Source organism: Mesobacillus sp. LC4, from assembly GCF_053543455.1.
Map to the genome: position 1 here is coordinate 1 of NZ_JBGCUB010000018.1, position 18,652 is coordinate 18,652.

The 18,652-nt window shown below is 44.0% G+C and carries 15 protein-coding genes and 1 pseudogene; 13 read left to right on the forward strand and 3 right to left on the reverse strand.

Annotation, left to right across the window (positions count from 1 at the left end; translation table 11 throughout):
* Window positions 1-394 precede the first annotated feature (394 nt).
* The 7 genes from pruA (at window position 395) to AB5I83_RS23210 (ending at window position 8,820) form a co-directional block, all read left to right on the forward strand.
* Window positions 395-1,942: an L-glutamate gamma-semialdehyde dehydrogenase gene (gene pruA, locus AB5I83_RS23180; RefSeq protein ID WP_448978810.1), complete on the forward strand. Its 1,548-nt coding sequence runs from the start codon at window positions 395-397 to the stop codon at window positions 1,940-1,942.
* A 115-nt stretch (window positions 1,943-2,057) separates the two neighbouring features.
* A complete protein-coding gene (locus AB5I83_RS23185) occupies window positions 2,058-2,762 on the forward strand; it encodes a CPBP family intramembrane glutamic endopeptidase (RefSeq protein WP_448978812.1) in 705 nt (234 codons plus the stop codon).
* 298 nt (window positions 2,763-3,060) lie between these two features.
* Complete coding sequence (gene aceB, locus AB5I83_RS23190) at window positions 3,061-4,656, forward strand: malate synthase A (RefSeq protein ID WP_448978814.1); 1,596 nt, start codon at window positions 3,061-3,063, stop codon at window positions 4,654-4,656.
* 46 nt (window positions 4,657-4,702) lie between these two features.
* Complete coding sequence (gene aceA, locus AB5I83_RS23195) at window positions 4,703-5,983, forward strand: isocitrate lyase (protein ID WP_448978816.1); 1,281 nt, start codon at window positions 4,703-4,705, stop codon at window positions 5,981-5,983.
* 367 nt (window positions 5,984-6,350) lie between these two features.
* Complete coding sequence (locus AB5I83_RS23200; protein ID WP_448978818.1) at window positions 6,351-6,797, forward strand: YueI family protein; 447 nt, start codon at window positions 6,351-6,353, stop codon at window positions 6,795-6,797.
* A gap of 162 nt (window positions 6,798-6,959) precedes the next feature.
* Entirely contained in the window at window positions 6,960-8,228 is a 1,269-nt protein-coding gene (locus AB5I83_RS23205; RefSeq protein ID WP_448978820.1) for an MFS transporter, read from the forward strand.
* Entirely contained in the window at window positions 8,209-8,820 is a 612-nt protein-coding gene (locus tag AB5I83_RS23210; protein WP_448978821.1) for a TetR/AcrR family transcriptional regulator, read from the forward strand. Before AB5I83_RS23205 ends, AB5I83_RS23210 begins: the two co-directional genes overlap by 20 nt.
* Before the next feature lie 427 nt (window positions 8,821-9,247).
* Here AB5I83_RS23210 and AB5I83_RS23215 read toward each other — a convergent pair whose 3' ends face one another.
* Complete coding sequence (locus AB5I83_RS23215) at window positions 9,248-9,955, reverse strand: hypothetical protein (RefSeq protein WP_448978823.1); 708 nt, start codon at window positions 9,953-9,955, stop codon at window positions 9,248-9,250.
* A gap of 205 nt (window positions 9,956-10,160) precedes the next feature.
* Between AB5I83_RS23215 and gatC the strand changes: the two genes are divergently transcribed.
* The 5 genes and pseudogenes from gatC to AB5I83_RS23240 form a co-directional block, all read left to right on the forward strand.
* Window positions 10,161-10,451, forward strand: coding sequence for an Asp-tRNA(Asn)/Glu-tRNA(Gln) amidotransferase subunit GatC (gatC, locus tag AB5I83_RS23220; RefSeq protein WP_167832409.1), 291 nt, complete (start codon window positions 10,161-10,163; stop codon window positions 10,449-10,451).
* An 11-nt stretch (window positions 10,452-10,462) separates the two neighbouring features.
* Window positions 10,463-11,920 (forward strand): Asp-tRNA(Asn)/Glu-tRNA(Gln) amidotransferase subunit GatA, encoded by a 1,458-nt coding sequence (gene gatA, locus AB5I83_RS23225; protein ID WP_448978825.1) that lies wholly within the window; start codon window positions 10,463-10,465, stop codon window positions 11,918-11,920.
* 13 nt (window positions 11,921-11,933) lie between these two features.
* Window positions 11,934-13,361: an Asp-tRNA(Asn)/Glu-tRNA(Gln) amidotransferase subunit GatB gene (gene gatB / locus AB5I83_RS23230; protein WP_448978835.1), complete on the forward strand. Its 1,428-nt coding sequence runs from the start codon at window positions 11,934-11,936 to the stop codon at window positions 13,359-13,361.
* Between the two features lie 173 nt (window positions 13,362-13,534).
* Window positions 13,535-14,242 carry a hypothetical protein gene (locus AB5I83_RS23235; protein ID WP_448978827.1) on the forward strand — a complete coding sequence of 236 codons (708 nt, stop codon included), beginning with the start codon at window positions 13,535-13,537 and terminating at the stop codon, window positions 14,240-14,242.
* 118 nt (window positions 14,243-14,360) lie between these two features.
* Window positions 14,361-14,555: pseudogene (locus tag AB5I83_RS23240) on the forward strand (hypothetical protein); the annotation flags it as partial.
* 193 nt (window positions 14,556-14,748) lie between these two features.
* Here AB5I83_RS23240 and putP read toward each other — a convergent pair.
* A complete protein-coding gene (putP, locus tag AB5I83_RS23245; protein WP_448978829.1) occupies window positions 14,749-16,224 on the reverse strand; it encodes a sodium/proline symporter PutP in 1,476 nt (491 codons plus the stop codon).
* A gap of 191 nt (window positions 16,225-16,415) precedes the next feature.
* Complete coding sequence (gene plsY / locus AB5I83_RS23250) at window positions 16,416-17,036, reverse strand: glycerol-3-phosphate 1-O-acyltransferase PlsY (RefSeq protein ID WP_448978831.1); 621 nt, start codon at window positions 17,034-17,036, stop codon at window positions 16,416-16,418.
* A 549-nt stretch (window positions 17,037-17,585) separates the two neighbouring features.
* Here plsY and AB5I83_RS23255 point away from each other — a divergent pair.
* Window positions 17,586-18,527, forward strand: a complete 942-nt coding sequence (locus AB5I83_RS23255; protein WP_448978833.1) for a diacylglycerol kinase — start codon at window positions 17,586-17,588, stop codon at window positions 18,525-18,527.
* Window positions 18,528-18,652: the final 125 nt, after the last annotated feature.

Below are 18,652 nucleotides of genomic sequence, written 5' to 3' on the forward strand. Positions count from 1 at the left end.
CTTCATGCCGTTTTCTCATGTAAAATAGACCCCTTTTTTAAATGATAGATAAATATTCGCTAGATTAAGGGGATTCCCTGCTGATTATTCGTGTGATTTTACTACTGTAATCATTTTATTGGCGAAAATAAAATTATATCGACCACATTTTTAAATATATCGACCACATTTTCGAATATATCAGCGGATTTTATAAAATATCGACCACTTTCACCATTTTATCGACCAACTCTGTAACAAGCCCAAAAGTCGGCTGAAATACAATATTGCCATAATAAATAATGAGAAAATTTGCAATCCAAGACTTGCTAGTACGTTGTCATTGAACACTATAAGACTCTCATGATAGAATGGGAAAGGAATGAAAACGTTTTAATACATAGGAGGGGATAGAATGGTTCAGCCATACAAACACGAGCCTTTCACGAATTTTAAAGATGAGGAACACCGTGAAGGATACCTTACAGGATTAAAGACTGTAGAAGGCTATCTTGGCCAGGATTACGACTTGGTGATCGGCGGAGAGAGAATCTCGACTGAAGACAAGATTGTATCTTACAACCCATCCAATAAAGAAGAGGTTATTGGACGCGTCTCAAAAGCAAATCGCGATTTAGCTGAAAAAGCAATGCAGGCTGCTGTTGAAGCGTTCAAGACTTGGAGAAAAGTAAAACCTGAGACACGTGCAGATGTATTATTCAAGGCTGCTGCAATCATTCGCCGCCGCAAGCATGAATTCTCAGCACTTTTAACAAAAGAAGCAGGTAAGCCATGGAACGAGGCAGATGCTGATACAGCTGAAGCAATCGACTTCCTTGAATACTATGCTCGCCAAATGCTAAAAATCAAAGACGGAATGCCAGTTAACAGCCGTCCAAATGAATATAACCGTTATGATTACATTCCTCTTGGAGTGGGAATCGTTATTTCACCATGGAACTTCCCATTAGCGATCATGGCTGGTACTACTGTAGCAGCAATCGTTGCTGGTAACACAGTTCTATTGAAGCCAGCTTCTACAACTCCAGTAGTTGCGGCTAAGTTTGTTGAAGTTATGGAAGAAGCAGGTCTTCCTGCAGGTGTCCTTAACTTCGTACCAGGAAGTGGTGCAGAAGTGGGCGACTACCTTGTTGACCACAAAGACACTCGCTTCGTAAGCTTCACAGGTTCACGTGATGTGGGTCTGCGTATTTACGAGCGCGCTTCTAAATTGAGCGAAGGCCAAATCTGGCTTAAGCGCGTCATCGCTGAAATGGGCGGAAAAGACACAATGGTTGTCGATAAAGACGCTGATCTTGAATTGGCTGCTCAAGCGATCACTGCTTCTGCTTTCGGCTTCTCAGGACAAAAATGTTCTGCATGTTCACGTGCAGTTATCGTTGAGGATGTATACGACCAGGTTCTTAACCGCGTCGTTGAATTGACAAATGAGCTTAAGCTTGACGATCCAACAGACCAAAGCACATTCATGGGTCCTGTAAATGACCAGGGTGCATTTGACAAGATCATGAGCTACATCGAAATCGGCAAGGAAGAGGGCCGTTTGATGACTGGTGGCGAAGGAGACAGCTCTAAAGGCTACTTCATCAAGCCAACAGTATTCGCTGATGTGGATCCAAAAGCTCGCATCATGCAGGAAGAAATCTTCGGACCAGTTGTTGCATTCACAAAAGCGAAGGATTTCGACCATGCTCTTGAAATCGCAAACAACACTGAATACGGCCTGACTGGAGCTGTTATCACTCGTAACCGTGAAAACATCCAGAAGGCACGCGAAGATTTCCATGTCGGAAACCTTTACTTCAACCGCGGCTGCACAGGCGCAATCGTAGGTTACCAGCCATTCGGCGGCTTCAACATGTCAGGAACAGATTCAAAAGCTGGCGGACCAGACTATCTGCTTCTTCACATGCAAGCGAAGACTACTTCTGAAATGTACTAATATAGAAATGGAATCCCCTTCTCGTTTTGAGAGGGGGATTTTTTCAATTTAAGGGAATGTGATGATATGTCCTTTGATATAATTAGGTAAAATTATCCGAATGGGAGTTGATGCTTTGCTTGGAATAGTAGTGCAGCTCATAATATCGTGGATTTTGCTTCGTGTTTTTTACAGGGAAAGCCTTGGTGCATTAGGAATCACACCATCAAAATCAAGGATGTCCCAACTAGCTCTTGGGTTCATTTTCACCGCAATTCTTTGTACAGTAATACAACTGGTTGATTCCGCCCTGACAAATACCGACTGGAAACTGAATGAAAATCTTACTGTCCTTGGTGCATTAAACTTCCTCTGGTGGAATGTTAAGTCTGTTGTCTTTGAGGAATTGATTTTTAGAGGAGCACTTCTCTACATCGCTATCCGAAAATGGGGCGCAAGGACAGGGATCATTTTATCCGCAGTGGTCTTTGGAATCTATCACTGGTTTTCTTTTGGAGTATTAGGAAATATTGTTATGATGCTTGTTGTGTTCCTGATGACGTCATTCTCTGGTTTAGTTTGGGCATATGCCTTTGATAAAACAAAATCGATGATGCTCCCAATTGGTCTCCACTTAGGATGGAACTTTGTTTTTAACTCCGTTTTTTCAAAAGGCCCCTCAGGGAATCAAATCCTGATCCCTCAAGCAGACCAGGCAAATCAACTCACAGATGCGCTATCATTCTTTATCCAATTCCTGCTGCCTAATTTAGTTGTACCCGCCCTCACATTTCTCTTTATAAAATTCATACTGAAAAAGAATGCAGAAGAACCCCTGTGATCAGGGGTTTTTTTGTGTTGTCTTGCTTATTCAATCATCAATTGCACGGTAGATACTAGGATTGCACCATTCCCGCTGATTGAATCGATAAGGAGAGAAATCGCACGCTTTCTTTCATAATTGCACGGATCATTAGCATAATTGCACCAAATACCTTTTTATGGAATAACAAGCTAAAACACTAATTTGAAAATTTTTCAGAAAAATTTAACAAAATAGTTGCAATCTGATTCTTCTGTTATATAATACATATTAGAGTAATTGATACTGTACTATAACAAAGGGGTGAAGACAGTAAATGTCGACACAAACTACAGGAATTGAAATTATAGGCAGCATGAAAAAAGGATATGAAGAAATTTTGACACCAGAGGTTCTTGATTTTGTTGAGAGACTTGAAAGGCATTTTGGTGAGCGCCGGGTAGAGCTGCTGGAAGCTCGTGAAAAGCGCCAGGCAGAAATCAATGCAGGCAAGCTACCGGACTTTTTGCCGGAGACGAAGCACATCCGTGAAAGTGACTGGACAATCGCGCCACTGCCAAAAGATCTGCAGGATCGCAGAGTCGAGATCACAGGGCCAACAGACAGGAAGATGGTCATCAATGCGCTCAATTCCGGAGCGAAGATTTTCATGGCAGACTGCGAGGATTCAACTTCGCCGACTTGGGAAGCGATTGTTGAAGGACAGATCAATCTAAGGGACGCCGTCAACAGGACGATCTCTTTTGAAAATCCAAATGGCAAAAAGTATCAACTGAATGAAAAAACAGCTGTTTTAATGGTTCGCCCGAGAGGCTGGCACCTAGAAGAAAAACATGTATTGCTCGATGGCAACCCGATTTCCGGCGGATTATTCGATTTCGCGATGTACTTTTTCCACAATGCGAAAAAGCTGGTAGAGCAGGGCACAGGCCCATACTTCTACCTTCCTAAGATGGAGAGCCACCTTGAAGCATGCCTATGGAACGATGTGTTCGTATATGCACAGAATCATCTTGGTATTCCACAGGGAACGATTAAAGCAACTGTTTTGATTGAAACGATCCTGGCTTCATTCGAAATGAATGAGATTCTATATGAACTGAAAGAGCACTCCGCTGGATTGAACTGCGGGCGATGGGATTATATTTTCAGCTATCTGAAAAAACTTCGTTCACAGGATGATGTGATTTTACCGGATCGCTCCCAGGTTACGATGACGGTTCCATTCATGAGATCCTACTCGTTGCTGACGATCCAGACTTGCCACCGCCGCAAGGCACCGGCAATGGGTGGAATGGCAGCACAAATCCCAATCAAGAATGACGAGGAAGCAAATGCTGAAGCATTCGCCAAGGTACGTGCGGATAAAGAACGCGAAGCCCGAGACGGCCATGATGGCACATGGGTAGCGCATCCAGGTTTGGTTTCAGTAGCCCTTGAGGCGTTCAACAAGGAAATGCCGGAACCGAACCAGATTGAATCAGGAAAGCAGATGGATGTTGAAGTGAAGGCAGATGATCTGCTTGCTGTACCAGAGGGGACTATAACAGAGACCGGTGTACGGATGAACATCAATGTCGGAATCCAGTATGTGGCTAGCTGGCTGAATGGCCGCGGTGCAGCGCCGATCCATAACCTGATGGAGGATGCCGCAACAGCCGAGATTTCCCGTGCGCAGCTATGGCAATGGATTCGCCATCCAAAAGGAGCTCTGGAAGATGGCCGCAAAGTGACGGTTGAAATGTACCATGAGCTGAAGGAAGAGGAGCTTGAAAAAATCAAGCTGGAAGTCGGTGAAGCGGTATTTGAAAATGGGAAATTCGAGCAGGCAGCAGAAATGTTTGATGAATTGATTTTAAATGATGAGTTCGTTGAATTTTTAACACTGCCTGGCTATCAGGCTTTAGCTTAATAGATTGATAGATTCTTATAAAAACAAACATTAGGAGGAACAAATAATGACTCAAGATCGTGTAAAGCAATTGCAGGAAAGCTGGGAAATGGATAGCAGATGGGCTGGTGTGGAAAGAACTTATACTGCGGAGGATGTTATCAAGCTTCGCGGTTCGATCGATATTGAGCATACACTGGCACGCCGCGGTGCAGAAAAGCTGTGGAAGCTGGTACATGAGGAAGATTTCGTTAACGCTCTTGGTGCTTTGACTGGCAACCAGGCTGTCCAGCAGGTAAAAGCTGGCCTTAAGGCAATCTACTTGAGCGGATGGCAGGTTGCAGCGGACGCTAACCTTTCCGGGAATATGTATCCTGACCAGAGCTTGTACCCGGCGAACAGCGTTCCGGCTGTTGTTAAGCGTATCAACCAGGCACTGCAGCGTGCTGACCAGATCACTCATGGAGAAGGAGACAATTCCATCGACTGGTTCGCACCAATCGTGGCGGATGCAGAAGCAGGCTTTGGCGGACAGCTGAATGTATTCGAATTGATGAAGGGTATGATCGAAGCTGGCGCAGCAGGCGTTCACTTTGAGGACCAGCTATCTTCTGAAAAGAAATGCGGACACCTTGGCGGAAAGGTATTGCTTCCTACACAGACAGCAGTCCGTAACTTGATTGCTGCCCGACTTGCGGCAGACGTCATGGGAACGCCAACCCTGATTGTGGCGCGTACTGATGCGAATGCAGCAGATTTGATCACAAGCGATGTCGATCCATATGATGCTCCGTTCATCACAGGTGACAGGACTCCTGAAGGATTCTTCCGTGTGAAGGCTGGCCTTGACCAGGCGATTGCGCGCGGCTTGGCTTATGCTCCATATGCTGACCTTGTTTGGTGTGAAACTTCTGAGCCTGATCTGGATGAAGCCCGCCGTTTTGCTGAAGCGATCCACGAGAAGTATCCTGGCAAGCTGCTTGCTTACAACTGCTCGCCTTCATTCAACTGGAAAAAGAAGCTGGATGACGAGACGATCGCGAAATTCCAAGTCGAGCTTGGCAAAATGGGCTACAAGTTCCAGTTCGTTACACTTGCTGGCTTCCACGCATTGAACCACAGCATGTTCGAACTGGCTCGCGGCTACAAAGAGCGCGGCATGGCTGCCTACTCCGAACTGCAGCAAGCTGAGTTCGATAGCGAACAATACGGCTACACAGCTACAAGACACCAGCGCGAAGTAGGAACAGGCTACTTCGATGATGTATCAATGGTCATTTCCGGAGGGACTTCCTCAACGACCGCATTAAAAGGCTCTACCGAAGAAGCACAGTTTACCACTTCCTGATTACGGGTTGTCTCTTCGCCTGGGCCCTCCAACTCAGGCGAAGATTTACCATATTAGTTTTTGGTTTTTAACCTTGCATTCTCCTATTTGTGTCCTTCTCTTCGAACTGAAGAGAAGGTTTTTTTTGCGCAAAATAGGATAACCTTAAACTAGCACAGACATTTGGGCGTATTCATACATAGTAGTATTAGTGGTTTTAGTAAGTGAAGCAGAAAGGTTTCAAGATATTGATTCAGTGCCCGAATGAGTGGTGGAAGAGCCTGAAAGGGAATAGAAATGGAGTTTTTTAGTGCCGTCTCAACCTGGAAAACGGTGAATACGGTAAAATATAAGTTATAAAAGTTTGTAAAACACAGGGGTGACTAAGTTGAGCGATAGCAAACTGGATGATTATCTGCAGCAGGGAATCCATGGTGCAAAACAGACGAAGCCTGATGAGAGACGGCGTTTCCTTACGACACTGAGGGAACGGGTGGTCATTGCGCTTACGCAGGGCGAGGTGATGAGGAAGGGTGTTGAGCCTGAAGTCGAGCAGCTTATGGATGAAAATCGTGAAGCCCACCTCTTTTTAAATGGCCATATATCATATCGTTATTTATCAGAATACATTAAAGCGGCTGAAAAGCGGGGCATTGAGTTCACAATCGTGACAAACAAGGATTATGACTCCGAGCTCGGACTTGTTTTGGCCCATAACCATGCGATTGATAAAGAGGAGATTTATCTTGGTAAAAAGAAACCGGTGATCCAGACGGCTCAAGCCAACAAGAAAAAGGGTTTCTTATCTGGGTTTGGGAAGTTATTTGGAAAATAGAGACGGGAGGCAGCCTTTAAGGTTGCCTCTTTTTTTGCCTCCATTTCAATTACTTTAAAAAAACAGCCCAAATTTTATAAAGGTGGTTGAAAAACGACATCAGTGTCGTTATAATAAAATTAAGAAAAACGACACTGACGTCGTTTTAAAAATGGAGGGATTATGATGAATGGTCTTTCAAAAAACAAAGCGTTTATTACATTGATGCTAGCACAGTTAATATCCAGTGTTGGTGACTGGTTGAGTGTCATTGCGATCATAACGATGGTTGGATTGAAGTGGGAGGCATCTCCAATGGAGGTGTCGATGATTATCCTTTGTTTGGCGGTGCCAATGGCGCTGCTTGGACCTTTTACCGGAACGATTGCTGACAGGTTTAATAGAAAAGCATTAATGATTGTTTCAGACTTAGTGAGAGCAGGCCTTATTCTGATTCTAGCTTTTGCCAACTCACTCTGGACTGTTTATATTTGCTTGTTCATGATCGGAATGCTTTCAGCTATATTTGTCCCGGCAAAGAACGGCAAGCTTAAGGAGATTATAAATCAGGATAATATGAAAAGCGCCATGTCGATTACTTCCATGATTGATTCAGGAACGAAGGTGCTCGGGCCATTGTTGAGCGGAGTGTTGGTCTCAGCTTTTGGCACCCAGCTGGTTTTCTTTATCGACTCTGGAACTTTTGTCCTCTCAGCTCTCCTGCTTCTTGCATTGCCAAAGGCAGTGGTGCCAATAAAGGACGATTCGGAGGAACCGAAGGAAGCTTCGTTTAAAGAGGATTTCTTGGAAGGCATCAGGTTCATTAAAGGAAATCGCTTTTTAATCGTGGGGGTTTTGGTGTTAGGGGTAAGCTTGTTGATTTTACAGCTTTCAGATTCCCAAATCATCGTATTGCTAAGGGAACTGCCGAATGTTTCACCGGATCTCTTTGGTTATATCGTTACAGCTTCAGGACTCGGAATGTTCTTTACGGGAATGGTGTTGGCTAAGAAAACAGATTACAATGCCCTGATTTTGATGTTCATTGGAGTTTGTGGAATAGGGCTCAGTTTTAGTATGATGGCTGTATTGACAGTATTTGATATAGAGTTGCCAATGTTATGGGGACCTATTCTTGGGTTGTTTGGCGGGTTTTCTGTCGGTTTGGTGTTCATTCCTTTCCAGGCTGCTGTCCAAACCGACACTCCGGTACACATGACAGGCAGGGTTTTTGGTGTATTAAATAGTGTAACGACCACTGCAACAATCATCGGACCATTGGTTGGAGGATTGCTTGCTACTATGCTGGGAGTAGTTCCGACATTTGTGATAACAGGCCTCTTATTGGTTGCAGTCTCGGTGGTTGGTCTGATTTTTAAAAGTAAAATAGAACGGGGGAGAGTCAATGTCTCCGAAGGTCAGTCAGGAGCACATGGAACAGCGTCGAGCTGAAATTTTGAAAGCAGCAGAGAAAGTATTCATTGAATATGGATATGAGCGGGCCACGATGAAGCACATCATGGACGCTGCGAATGTCAGCAGAGGCGGGCTGTATCAATATTTTTCAAATAAAGAGGCAGTGTTCGAAACGATTCTTGAAGAAGGCTTATCGCTGGAATTGGATGAGACATTGGAGATGTTAAAGGAAAATGCGACATCTTATTGGGATATGCTCATGAAAACCATCTTTGGCGAGGGCGGGGAGCCTGATGATGAAATGGATCCTTTAGCCCCGGCAAAACTTGAGTATTTTATCATCGGAAGAAATGATGAGCACAGGAGAGCATACGGAAAAACACGATACAATAATGGCTTGAGTATTTATGCCAATATTATCGAAGACGGGCAAAGAAATGGTGAATTCAGCACGAGGTTTGATCATGAAATCATTGCGCGCTCGATCATTGCGTTCATTGACGGCCTAGCGGTGGAGGACGCGATGTTATCGAGAGAAGATTTGAAAATCAAAGAGCAATCCATCTTATTTGTACAGTATTTAAAAATGGCCTTGGGAATCAGTGAGCATTCGACTCATGGAAAATAACACATTTGAGAATTTCCTCGAGTTTTCAATATCATAGGCATGCCTGCAATGGGGCAGGGGATGGAGCAGTATTCCATCCCCTATTCTAGTTGTTTGTCCAATAATCGAAAAAATTTTTCCCGGGCATCTAAATCGCGAATCATTTTGTTAACGCGGAAGGAGCTTTGCAGATACCCCCTGACATGGCGGTTTACAAAAAATAAACGGCGGTACTTTTCATTTGTATATATGTCATTGAACCATTCATGCTCATTCAATCTTGCGATATTCTGATCCACTTTTTGCGTGTTTATGGAACCGCTTTGTCCTGCACTCGCAAATAGGTCGCTGATTAAATCGAAAATAAAATGTAGAATGGAACATCACGCCTCTACTTTAGGTAATTATTATAATTATACTCGCTGAGTCTTTATGAAACTAGGATGTATCAAATTAATATGAACAATAATGTTGAAGCTGCAACTCCTAAAATGAACGGAAGCAGCTTGCTTTTGCGTTCTTTTGGCAGTTCTTCTTTAATGGTGTTCAATAAGATTCCTCCTGCAAGCCAGCTGAACCACAGGGCGAAAATGAAGGTAGAGAGTGTGAAGAAGAAGCCGAGCAGCCATCCCCCGACTACAGAAACTGCGAGGATCAGCGAACCCCATGGGTCATAGCGCTTTTTGTGGTCAAGCCGAAGTCCGACATCGTTAATCATAAGATGCAAGGTGAAAACTGCTGTGAATATGACCACTGCTTTAGGTTCCTGCTTCAAACCTTTAATCAGGTAATAGCCAATGAACGAATTATAGAGGACAAATGCTCCAATATGATAAATAAAGACAGAAAGATGGGGGCTGTTCTGTTCAGATGCTTTTACAAAATGATTTATGGAATAAAAAACGATGAAGCCAATTGTCGCAATCAGGTACAAACTATAATCCTCATAATGTTTTGGGATGTGTATTAGCTTATTAAACTCCTTCTGCACCTTCTGGAATTCAGGCAGAAGATGCACGATTACATAGGCAATGGATGCGCCACCGGCGAAGCTGAGAATTGGCTTACGCGGCTGCTCCATCAATTTGGAGTAGTATTTTACCGATAGATGAACTCCTGCTAACAGGATGACCAGGAAAAAAGTTAAGATAGCCAAGTTCTTTAAACCTCCTTTGGCTATACCTTCCCGCTGTTTATGAACAACAAACAAATATCATTACCGAAAATGTTTTATAATTCTGCGATCGTCCTCTGCTTCTGTTAAAATAGTACAAACAGCAAGGCTTGTATTGCTTTAACGTGGAAAACTTTGCTATGATCAGTATTATTATTGTCTGACGATTTACAATGGAGGTGCTTTTATGTCAAGGATTTCTGAGGAACAGGTGAAGCATGTCGCACACCTGGCGAGATTGGCAATTACGGAAAATGAAGCAAAAATGCTGACGGACCAACTGGATAAAATCATTACATATGCTGAGCAGTTGAATGAGCTGAATACGGATAATGTTGAGCCCACTGCACATGTGCTTGAAATAAAGAATGTCATGCGTGAGGACCGTGCAAAAGAGGGCCTTCCGCGTGAAGAGGTTTTAAAGAATGCGCCTGAGCACCAGGATGGACAGATCAAAGTGCCAGGAATTATGGAGTAGGAGGACCGGCGATGAGTTTATTTGAACACAAGATATCGGAGCTTCATGAGCTTATACATAAAAGAGATCTAAGCGTGTCCGACCTGGTTGATGAATCGTTCAAGCGGATTGGCGAGGTCGAAGGCAAGGTCCAGGCATTTTTAACATTGGACGAAGAAAACGCAAGGGCAGCGGCGAAGGCATTGGATGATAAGGTGATCAAAAATTCGCCAACAAGTAAGTTATACGGACTGCCGATTGGCATCAAGGACAATATTGTCACAAAGGGCCTGCGTACAACGGCAGCAAGCAAGATTCTCGAAAACTTTAATCCTATTTACGATGCGACGGTCACCCAGAAGCTGAAACAGGCGGAAACGGTGACGATCGGCAAGCTGAACATGGACGAGTTCGCGATGGGATCCTCAAACGAAAATTCCGGTTTTAAAAAGACTCTTAATCCATGGAATCTTGAACGGGTGCCTGGTGGTTCTTCGGGCGGATCGGCTGCATCGGTTGCCGCAGGTGAAGTGTTGTTCTCTTTGGGCTCTGATACAGGCGGATCGATTCGCCAGCCGGCCTCTTTCTGCGGTGTGGTTGGCATGAAGCCAACTTACGGGCTGGTTTCCCGATTTGGATTAATCGCATTTGCCTCTTCTTTGGACCAGATCGGACCAATCACTCGCAATGTAGAAGACAATGCATTTCTGTTAAAAGCGATCGCGGGCCACGATGAAATGGATTCGACTTCTGCCAAAGTGGACATCCCTGACTATATCGCTTCATTGACTGGCGATATCAAGGGCTTAAGAATCGCTGTGCCTAAGGAGTATCTTGGCGAAGGTGTCAACGAAGAAGTGCGCAAGTCAGTAAGGGATGCGCTTATTATCCTTGAGCGTCTCGGAGCGACTTGGGAAGAGGTTTCTCTGCCACACTCGAAGTATGCCCTGGCAACTTATTACTTGCTGTCTTCATCTGAAGCGTCAGCGAACCTTGCCCGCTTTGACGGCGTTCGCTATGGTTACCGTTCACCGAACGCGGAGAATCTGCTCAATATGTACAAGATGACGCGTGAGGAAGGCTTCGGTGAGGAAGTTAAGCGCCGGATCATGCTTGGTACGTTCGCGCTGAGCTCTGGTTATTATGATGCTTATTATAAAAAAGCACAGAAGGTCCGCACGCTGATCAAGCAGGATTTTGAGAAAGTGTTCGAGCAATATGATGTCATTATTGGTCCTACTGCACCTACGCCGGCATTCAAACTTGGCGAGAACACAAGAGACCCGATGACAATGTATGCGAATGATATTCTGACGATCCCGGTCAACCTTGCAGGTGTGCCGGCGATTTCGGTCCCTTGCGGCTTTGACAAAGGTCTGCCGCTTGGCCTGCAAATCATCGGACGTCATTTCGATGAAAGCACTGTATATAAAGTTGCCCATGCATTCGAGCAGGCAACAGATTTCCATAAACAAAAACCTGAGCTGTAAAGGGGTGAAAATGATGAAGTTTGAAACGGTAATTGGCCTTGAGGTCCATGTTGAATTAAAAACAGAATCAAAAATCTTTTCGGCTAGTCCGAACCATTTTGGTGCTGAGCCGAATACGAATACAAGCGTGATTGACCTTGGTTACCCTGGCGTATTGCCAGTGGTGAATAAAAAAGCAGTTGAATACGCTATGAAAGCCGCTATGGCGTTGAACTGCGAAGTCGCGGAGCATACGAAATTCGACCGCAAGAACTATTTTTACCCGGACAACCCGAAAGCCTACCAGATTTCCCAGTTCGACAAGCCGATTGGTGAGAACGGCTGGATTGAGATTGAAGTGAATGGCTATAAAAAGAAAATCGGTATTACCCGTATCCATATGGAAGAGGACGCTGGCAAGCTGACGCATGGCAATGGCTATTCACTAGTGGATTACAACCGCCAGGGAACACCGCTTGTTGAGATCGTATCGGAACCCGATATACGAACTCCGGATGAGGCATATGCGTATCTTGAGAAGTTAAAGTCAATCATCCAATATACGGGCGTATCGGATTGTAAAATGGAAGAGGGCTCACTCCGCTGTGATGCAAACATCTCGATCAGGCCGGTCGGGCAAAAGGAATTCGGCACGAAAACGGAGCTTAAGAACCTGAACTCCTTCAACTTCGTCCGCAGAGGTCTTGAGTACGAGGAAAAGCGTCAGGAAGAGGAAATCCTCGCTGGCCGTGAGATCCAACAGGAAACGCGCCGCTTTGATGAAGCGACGAATACCACTCTGCTAATGCGTGTAAAAGAAGGATCTGACGATTATCGTTATTTCCCTGAACCGGATCTGCCGGATCTTTACATCGACGAAGAGTGGAAGGCAAGAGTCCGTGCGGAAATCCCTGAACTGCCAGATCAGCGGAAAAAGCGATATGTCGAGGAGATGGGACTGCCAGCTTATGATGCGGAAGTTTTAACGGTATCGAAAGAGATGGCTGACTTCTTCGAGTCTGCTGTTAAAGCAGGAGCCGATCCAAAGCAGGCGTCCAACTGGCTGATGGGTGAATTCTCAGCCTACTTGAAAGCAGAATCAAAAGAGCTGCATGAAACAGCACTGACTCCTGAAGGGCTTGCCGACTTGATCAAGCTGATCGAGAACGGAACGATTTCCTCCAAAATCGCCAAGCAGGTATTCAAGGAATTGGTCGAAAACGGCGGCGACCCGGAAAAAATCGTTAAAGAGAAGGGACTTGTCCAAATCTCCGACGAAGGCGAGCTGCTCAAGATCATCACTGAAATCATCGATGCGAACCCGCAATCCGTCGAAGACTTCAAAGGCGGCAAGGATAAGGCAAAAGGCTTCCTCGTTGGCCAGATCATGAAAGCGACAAAAGGCCAGGCGAACCCGCCGCTCGTGAACAAATTGCTTGTTGAAGAATTGAATAAAAGATAATAGCGAAAGCTGGCGATTAGTTCGCCAGCTTTTTTGTCGATATTTCCCGGGAAAGGGGGAAAGTCTGTTTAAAAATAGTTCTTTAAATACATATTCTTACAAACATGCTGGTGCTATCATTAGCTTAAGAACACAAAAGGGGGCTGGCCTCTATTTTACTTAGGGATATTGATTTGGATTTACCTTATATAGAAAAAGACGAAGATATCAAAAGGGTAATGGCCAGGCATTCTCTTACTGAGACCGAAGCGATACGCTTTGATTATGAAGAGAATTGGAAGCAGAAAAGAATGCTGTTCCGTGACCAGGTTAGGTGTATAGCGGGTTTGTACACTTTTTTACTAGGTCGCTTTCCAAATGACAGGACAAAAAAGATCATGATCAATTGTATGGAATCTCCAAGCGATGGAGTGCAGACCACCACAGATGGTTTCACTGAGGTTTCGGTAAAATTGGCGTTAGATTCATATTTTTCTTTATCCGATTTTGACAAGAAAACACTTATTCTTGAAAAAATTGATGAGGGAATCATTAAAGTTGCAAATGAGTTTTCATGGGAACAAAATGTCTTCAACCGGATTTCAGCTGAAATAAAAGACCGGAACTATATAAATGAATACGTTTGGACCCAAAAATCCTCACCAGACAGAAAGTATATGGCAGCGATGTTTTGTACCCATGACATAGACTATTTTAATGCAATGCTGAAAATCAGGGACAAGAAATCAGGTGAATTGATAAAAAGCAAAAATGTACTCGAGGAGAGGCCGCATGAACTGATTTTCACTCAATATCTCGGCGATTTAAGATGGATTTCTGATAGAACAGTGGCCATTACTTATCGGGGAAGGAAAACGAAGTGGCTGGTTGAAAACATATAAAGGTTGAGCAGAAATGCTCAAAATTTTGAAGAGGTAATGTAAGAATACGGATTGATGACAACGGCGAAGTATCAGAAAAAACATATACTCATCGATTGAAGGAGTACACCCATGTATTGAAAATCCAACGGAAAAAGCCATCTTGAAAAAGGTGAAAGAAATCGTAATCGAGTTTAACAGACTCAACGAAGAATACGATCATTTCATAGAAACACTGGAACGCGAAGAATTAGCTGGATTTATCGATGAGAAAGCGCGGGAAGCCGGCCTGGATCCTGATGAGGATATCACGGAAGATTGGAGAGAGTGGTAATCTGAGAGAGGATATTGGTTGAAGAGGTTCCGGAAATTTTCTGTATGGAAGGAATCGAGCTTTTACTTTACATTATCGGCAATATCAAACTTTTCTGACTATCCACATGAAACAATTGCTTGTTATCGTAAAAAGAACCTTATTTAATCATAATTAAAATGCCACAGAGTTTAAATCTCTGTGGCATCGTTTTTTAAGATTTTAAGTTTTCAACACTCATATCGAATTCTTTTTCGATCTCAGGGTTTGGTTTGTAAGTTAACAAGCTGACAACAACGGATATGACCAGGTTGATAATGAAACCTGGAACGATTTCGTACATCACATCGCTCAAGCCGACATTGCTCCAGATGACAACGGTAGCGGCACCGGCAATCATACCGAGGATCGCGCCCCAGTTGGTCATCTTCTTCCAATACAGGCTCAGGATGATGATTGGTCCGAACGCTGCGCCAAAACCTGCCCATGCATATGCAACGAGGCCAAGGATCGTATCGTTCTGTACCCAGGCAAGTGATGCAGCGATGATCGCTACTACGAGTACGGCCAATCGTCCGAAGAATACGTATTGCTTATCAGATTTCTCTTTTTTGAATAAAATTTTGTATAAGTCCTCAGTCAGTGCGCTGGAAGTAACGATTAACTGGGACGAAATTGTGCTCATGATTGCAGCGAGGACGGCTGCCAGCATGAGGCCGGCGAACAACGGATGGAAGAAGATTTGTCCGAGGACGATGAAGACTGCCTCAGGGTTTTCCAACTTCACATCAGGATTCTGTGTGAAATAAGCAAGGCCGATTAAAGCTGTCAGGACAGCCCCGATTAATGAGAAGATCATCCAGCCCATACCGATTCTTCTTGCACTCTTTGTTTCTTTTATTGAAGTGATTGCCATGAAGCGGGTGATGATATGTGGCTGGCCAAAGTAGCCAAGACCCCATGCTGCAGTAGAGATGATACCAAGTACAGTCGTGCCTTTGAATAAATCAAGCAATGTCGGGTCGATTGAACGGATGGTATCGAACGTTTCAGCAGGTCCCCCTGTTTTTGCAAAACCGATAATCGGCACGAGCAGGAGGGCAAGGAGCATCATCATTCCCTGAATAAAGTCCGTGTAGCTTACTGCCAGGAATCCGCCGAATAATGTGTAAGCAACGACGACTGCGGAAACGAGCACCAAGCCGGTATGATAATCGAGGCCGAAAGAACTTTCGAAGAAAACAGCTCCGGCGACCATTCCGGAGGAAACGTAGAAAGTAAAAAATAGAAGAATAACAATTCCAGATACAATTCTTAAAAGCTTTGTATCATCTTTAAAACGGTTTTCAAGGAAGCTAGGAATCGTGATGGAGTCATTCGCCACATGGGTATATGAGCGAAGTCGAGGTGCTACATAAAGCCAGTTAAGATAAGCGCCGACGGTCAATCCGATGGCAATCCATGCATTCGCTAAACCGCTTACATAAATTCCCCCTGGAAGACCCATCAAGAGCCAGCCGCTCATGTCAGCAGCACCGGCGCTTAGCGCTGTGACTGCCGGACCAAGCGATCTGCCGCCAAGCATGTAGTCAGTCAGATTGCTAGTCTTTTTATAGGAATACCAGCCGATATAAAGCATCGCGGCCATGTATATCCCTATGGCAATGATTTGATACATTTCATTGGACATAATCTTTCCCCCTTTATTATGATGAAAAAATATTAAAAAAATATTGCTAATACAATTAATATTCTATCATTTAGCATAAATGATTAACAATCTATTTTTTCTCAAAAAATACTATTCTGAAAATAGTATTTTACTTTAGTAATATACCTATAGAATAAAAAAGAACCATGGCTAGAAAGCCATGGTTAACGCTACATCTTAAGGTCTTTTGGAGGAAGGCGGTCACCTTTCACTTTTTTATCATTGATTTTCGGTTCCTTGCCGTCAAAAAAGTTTTGCAGATTCGAACGATGGAGGAAAATTAAAAATAAAATAAAAGCAGTAAAGATGAATGGTTCATCTATTTCCGGAGAGAAAAAGGAATAAACGAGCATCGCGATTCCAACCGAAATCGAACCCATAAAAACATATTTGGTAAGTAAAATGACCGCAAAGAAGGTCACATATACAGCCAGGAACATTCCGATGTCAACAATCAGCAGCGCCCCTGCTGTCGTGGCGATTGCCTTGCCTCCGCGGAATCCGGCGAAAATCGGGAAGCAGTGGCCGATGACGGCAATCAAGCCAGCATATAGCGGCTCAACAGGAGTATCGAAAATCAGCGGAAGAGAAGTCGCCAGCATCCCTTTTGCGACATCCACAAGCAGCACGACAATCGCGGCACGCTTGCCCATGACCCGCAATGTATTCGTCGCGCCAGGGTTTTTGCTGCCGTGATCCCTGATATCCACATGGAAAAAATATTTGCCAATCAATAATGCTGTAGGAATGGAACCAACCAAATATGCTGCCAAAAGACAGATCCAAGTCATATAGTGTCACCCTTTTAATCTAGTTAAAGAATTTTATTCTAAAATAGTCATGGTCAGAATGTTTTTTTAACGATTTTTGATATTCTGTACAGGAAAAATCCATGGGAACTTTTATACCTTTTAGGACGTCTCTTTTATATATAAGGCACGTAAATGCTGCATTTTTTTTGCAAAAGCAAGTGAGGAGTGACCAAACCGCTAAGGTGTTCAACCTTGTTGAACAATACACATTGGCAGCTTGTACAATTGTCCAGTTTGTAAAACGGATATTGGATATAAATCTGTACCACCATATAACCGGTAGGGGTTTCCAATTTATGTAACCATTCTCTCTGTATTGTAAAAAAAAATGTGCATGAATGGAAGAGTTTTTCGAAAAATACGATAGTTAACATTTTAGATAAATGGTGAGACTTTTTTGGCAAATGGAGAGAAAATCGTTTATGATATATCCGGTAGAATTGATATTGAGGTAATTGCCTGGATATCCATAATGGGCTATGATGTAAAAGAATGGAATATAATACGATATTAAGTAGGATGATGGGTATGAAAAGAGCAAGAATCATTTATAATCCGACTTCAGGTCGTGAAGCATTTAAAAAGCATATTGCTGAGGTCCTGGTTAAGCTGGAGAATGCCGGCTATGAGGCTTCATGCCATGCAACGACAGGCGAGGGGGACGCGACGCAGGCAGCAAGGATAGCGGTCGAGCGACGCTATGACCTGGTGATTGCGGCTGGCGGAGATGGCACGATCAATGAAGTGATCAATGGAATCGCTGAACAGGAATATCGCCCGAAAATCGGGGTGATTCCGGTCGGCACAACGAATGACTTTGCACGAGCACTCCATATCCCAAGGGATATCGAGGCTGCGGTCGACATCATTGTTAAAGGCGAAACAATTCCGGTCGATGTAGGCCGGATCAACGATAAATATTTCATCAATATTGCAGGCGGCGGCAGACTGACGGAGCTGACATATGAAGTGCCAAGCAAACTCAAGACAATGCTAGGACAGCTCGCCTATTATCTAAAAGGAATTGAGATGCTGCCATCCATCCGTGCTTCTGAGGTAAGCATTGAGTATGATGGAAAGCTGTTTGAAGGCGAAGTCATGATGTTTCTTGTCGGACTGACGAATTCTGTTGGAGGTTTCGAACGTCTGGCACCAAACTCTTCAATCAATGATGGATTATTTTCATTATTGATTTTGAAAAAGACAAACTTGGCGGACTTTATCAGGATCGCCTCGCTCGCAGTCCGCGGTGAGCATATCAATGACCCAGGTGTGATTTATACACAGGCAAACCGTATCAAGGTCCAATCGAAGGAAACGGTCCAATTGAACCTTGACGGCGAATACGGCGGCAACCTGCCAGCTGAATTCGAAAACCTGTTCAGGCACATTCAAGTTTATGTGCCCCTTGATGAAATCCGACCAGAAGACCGTCCCGAGAACCTGGAATTGAACTTTAAAGCAGAATAAACGGAAGCCACTCCTCGATTGGAGTGGTTTTTTTATTTGGGGGGATAGGGTATAGGAGGATATTATAGATCATTTGAAACCAGGTTTGATATGAACTTTAACTTCGGACAAAACGAGGAGGAAAA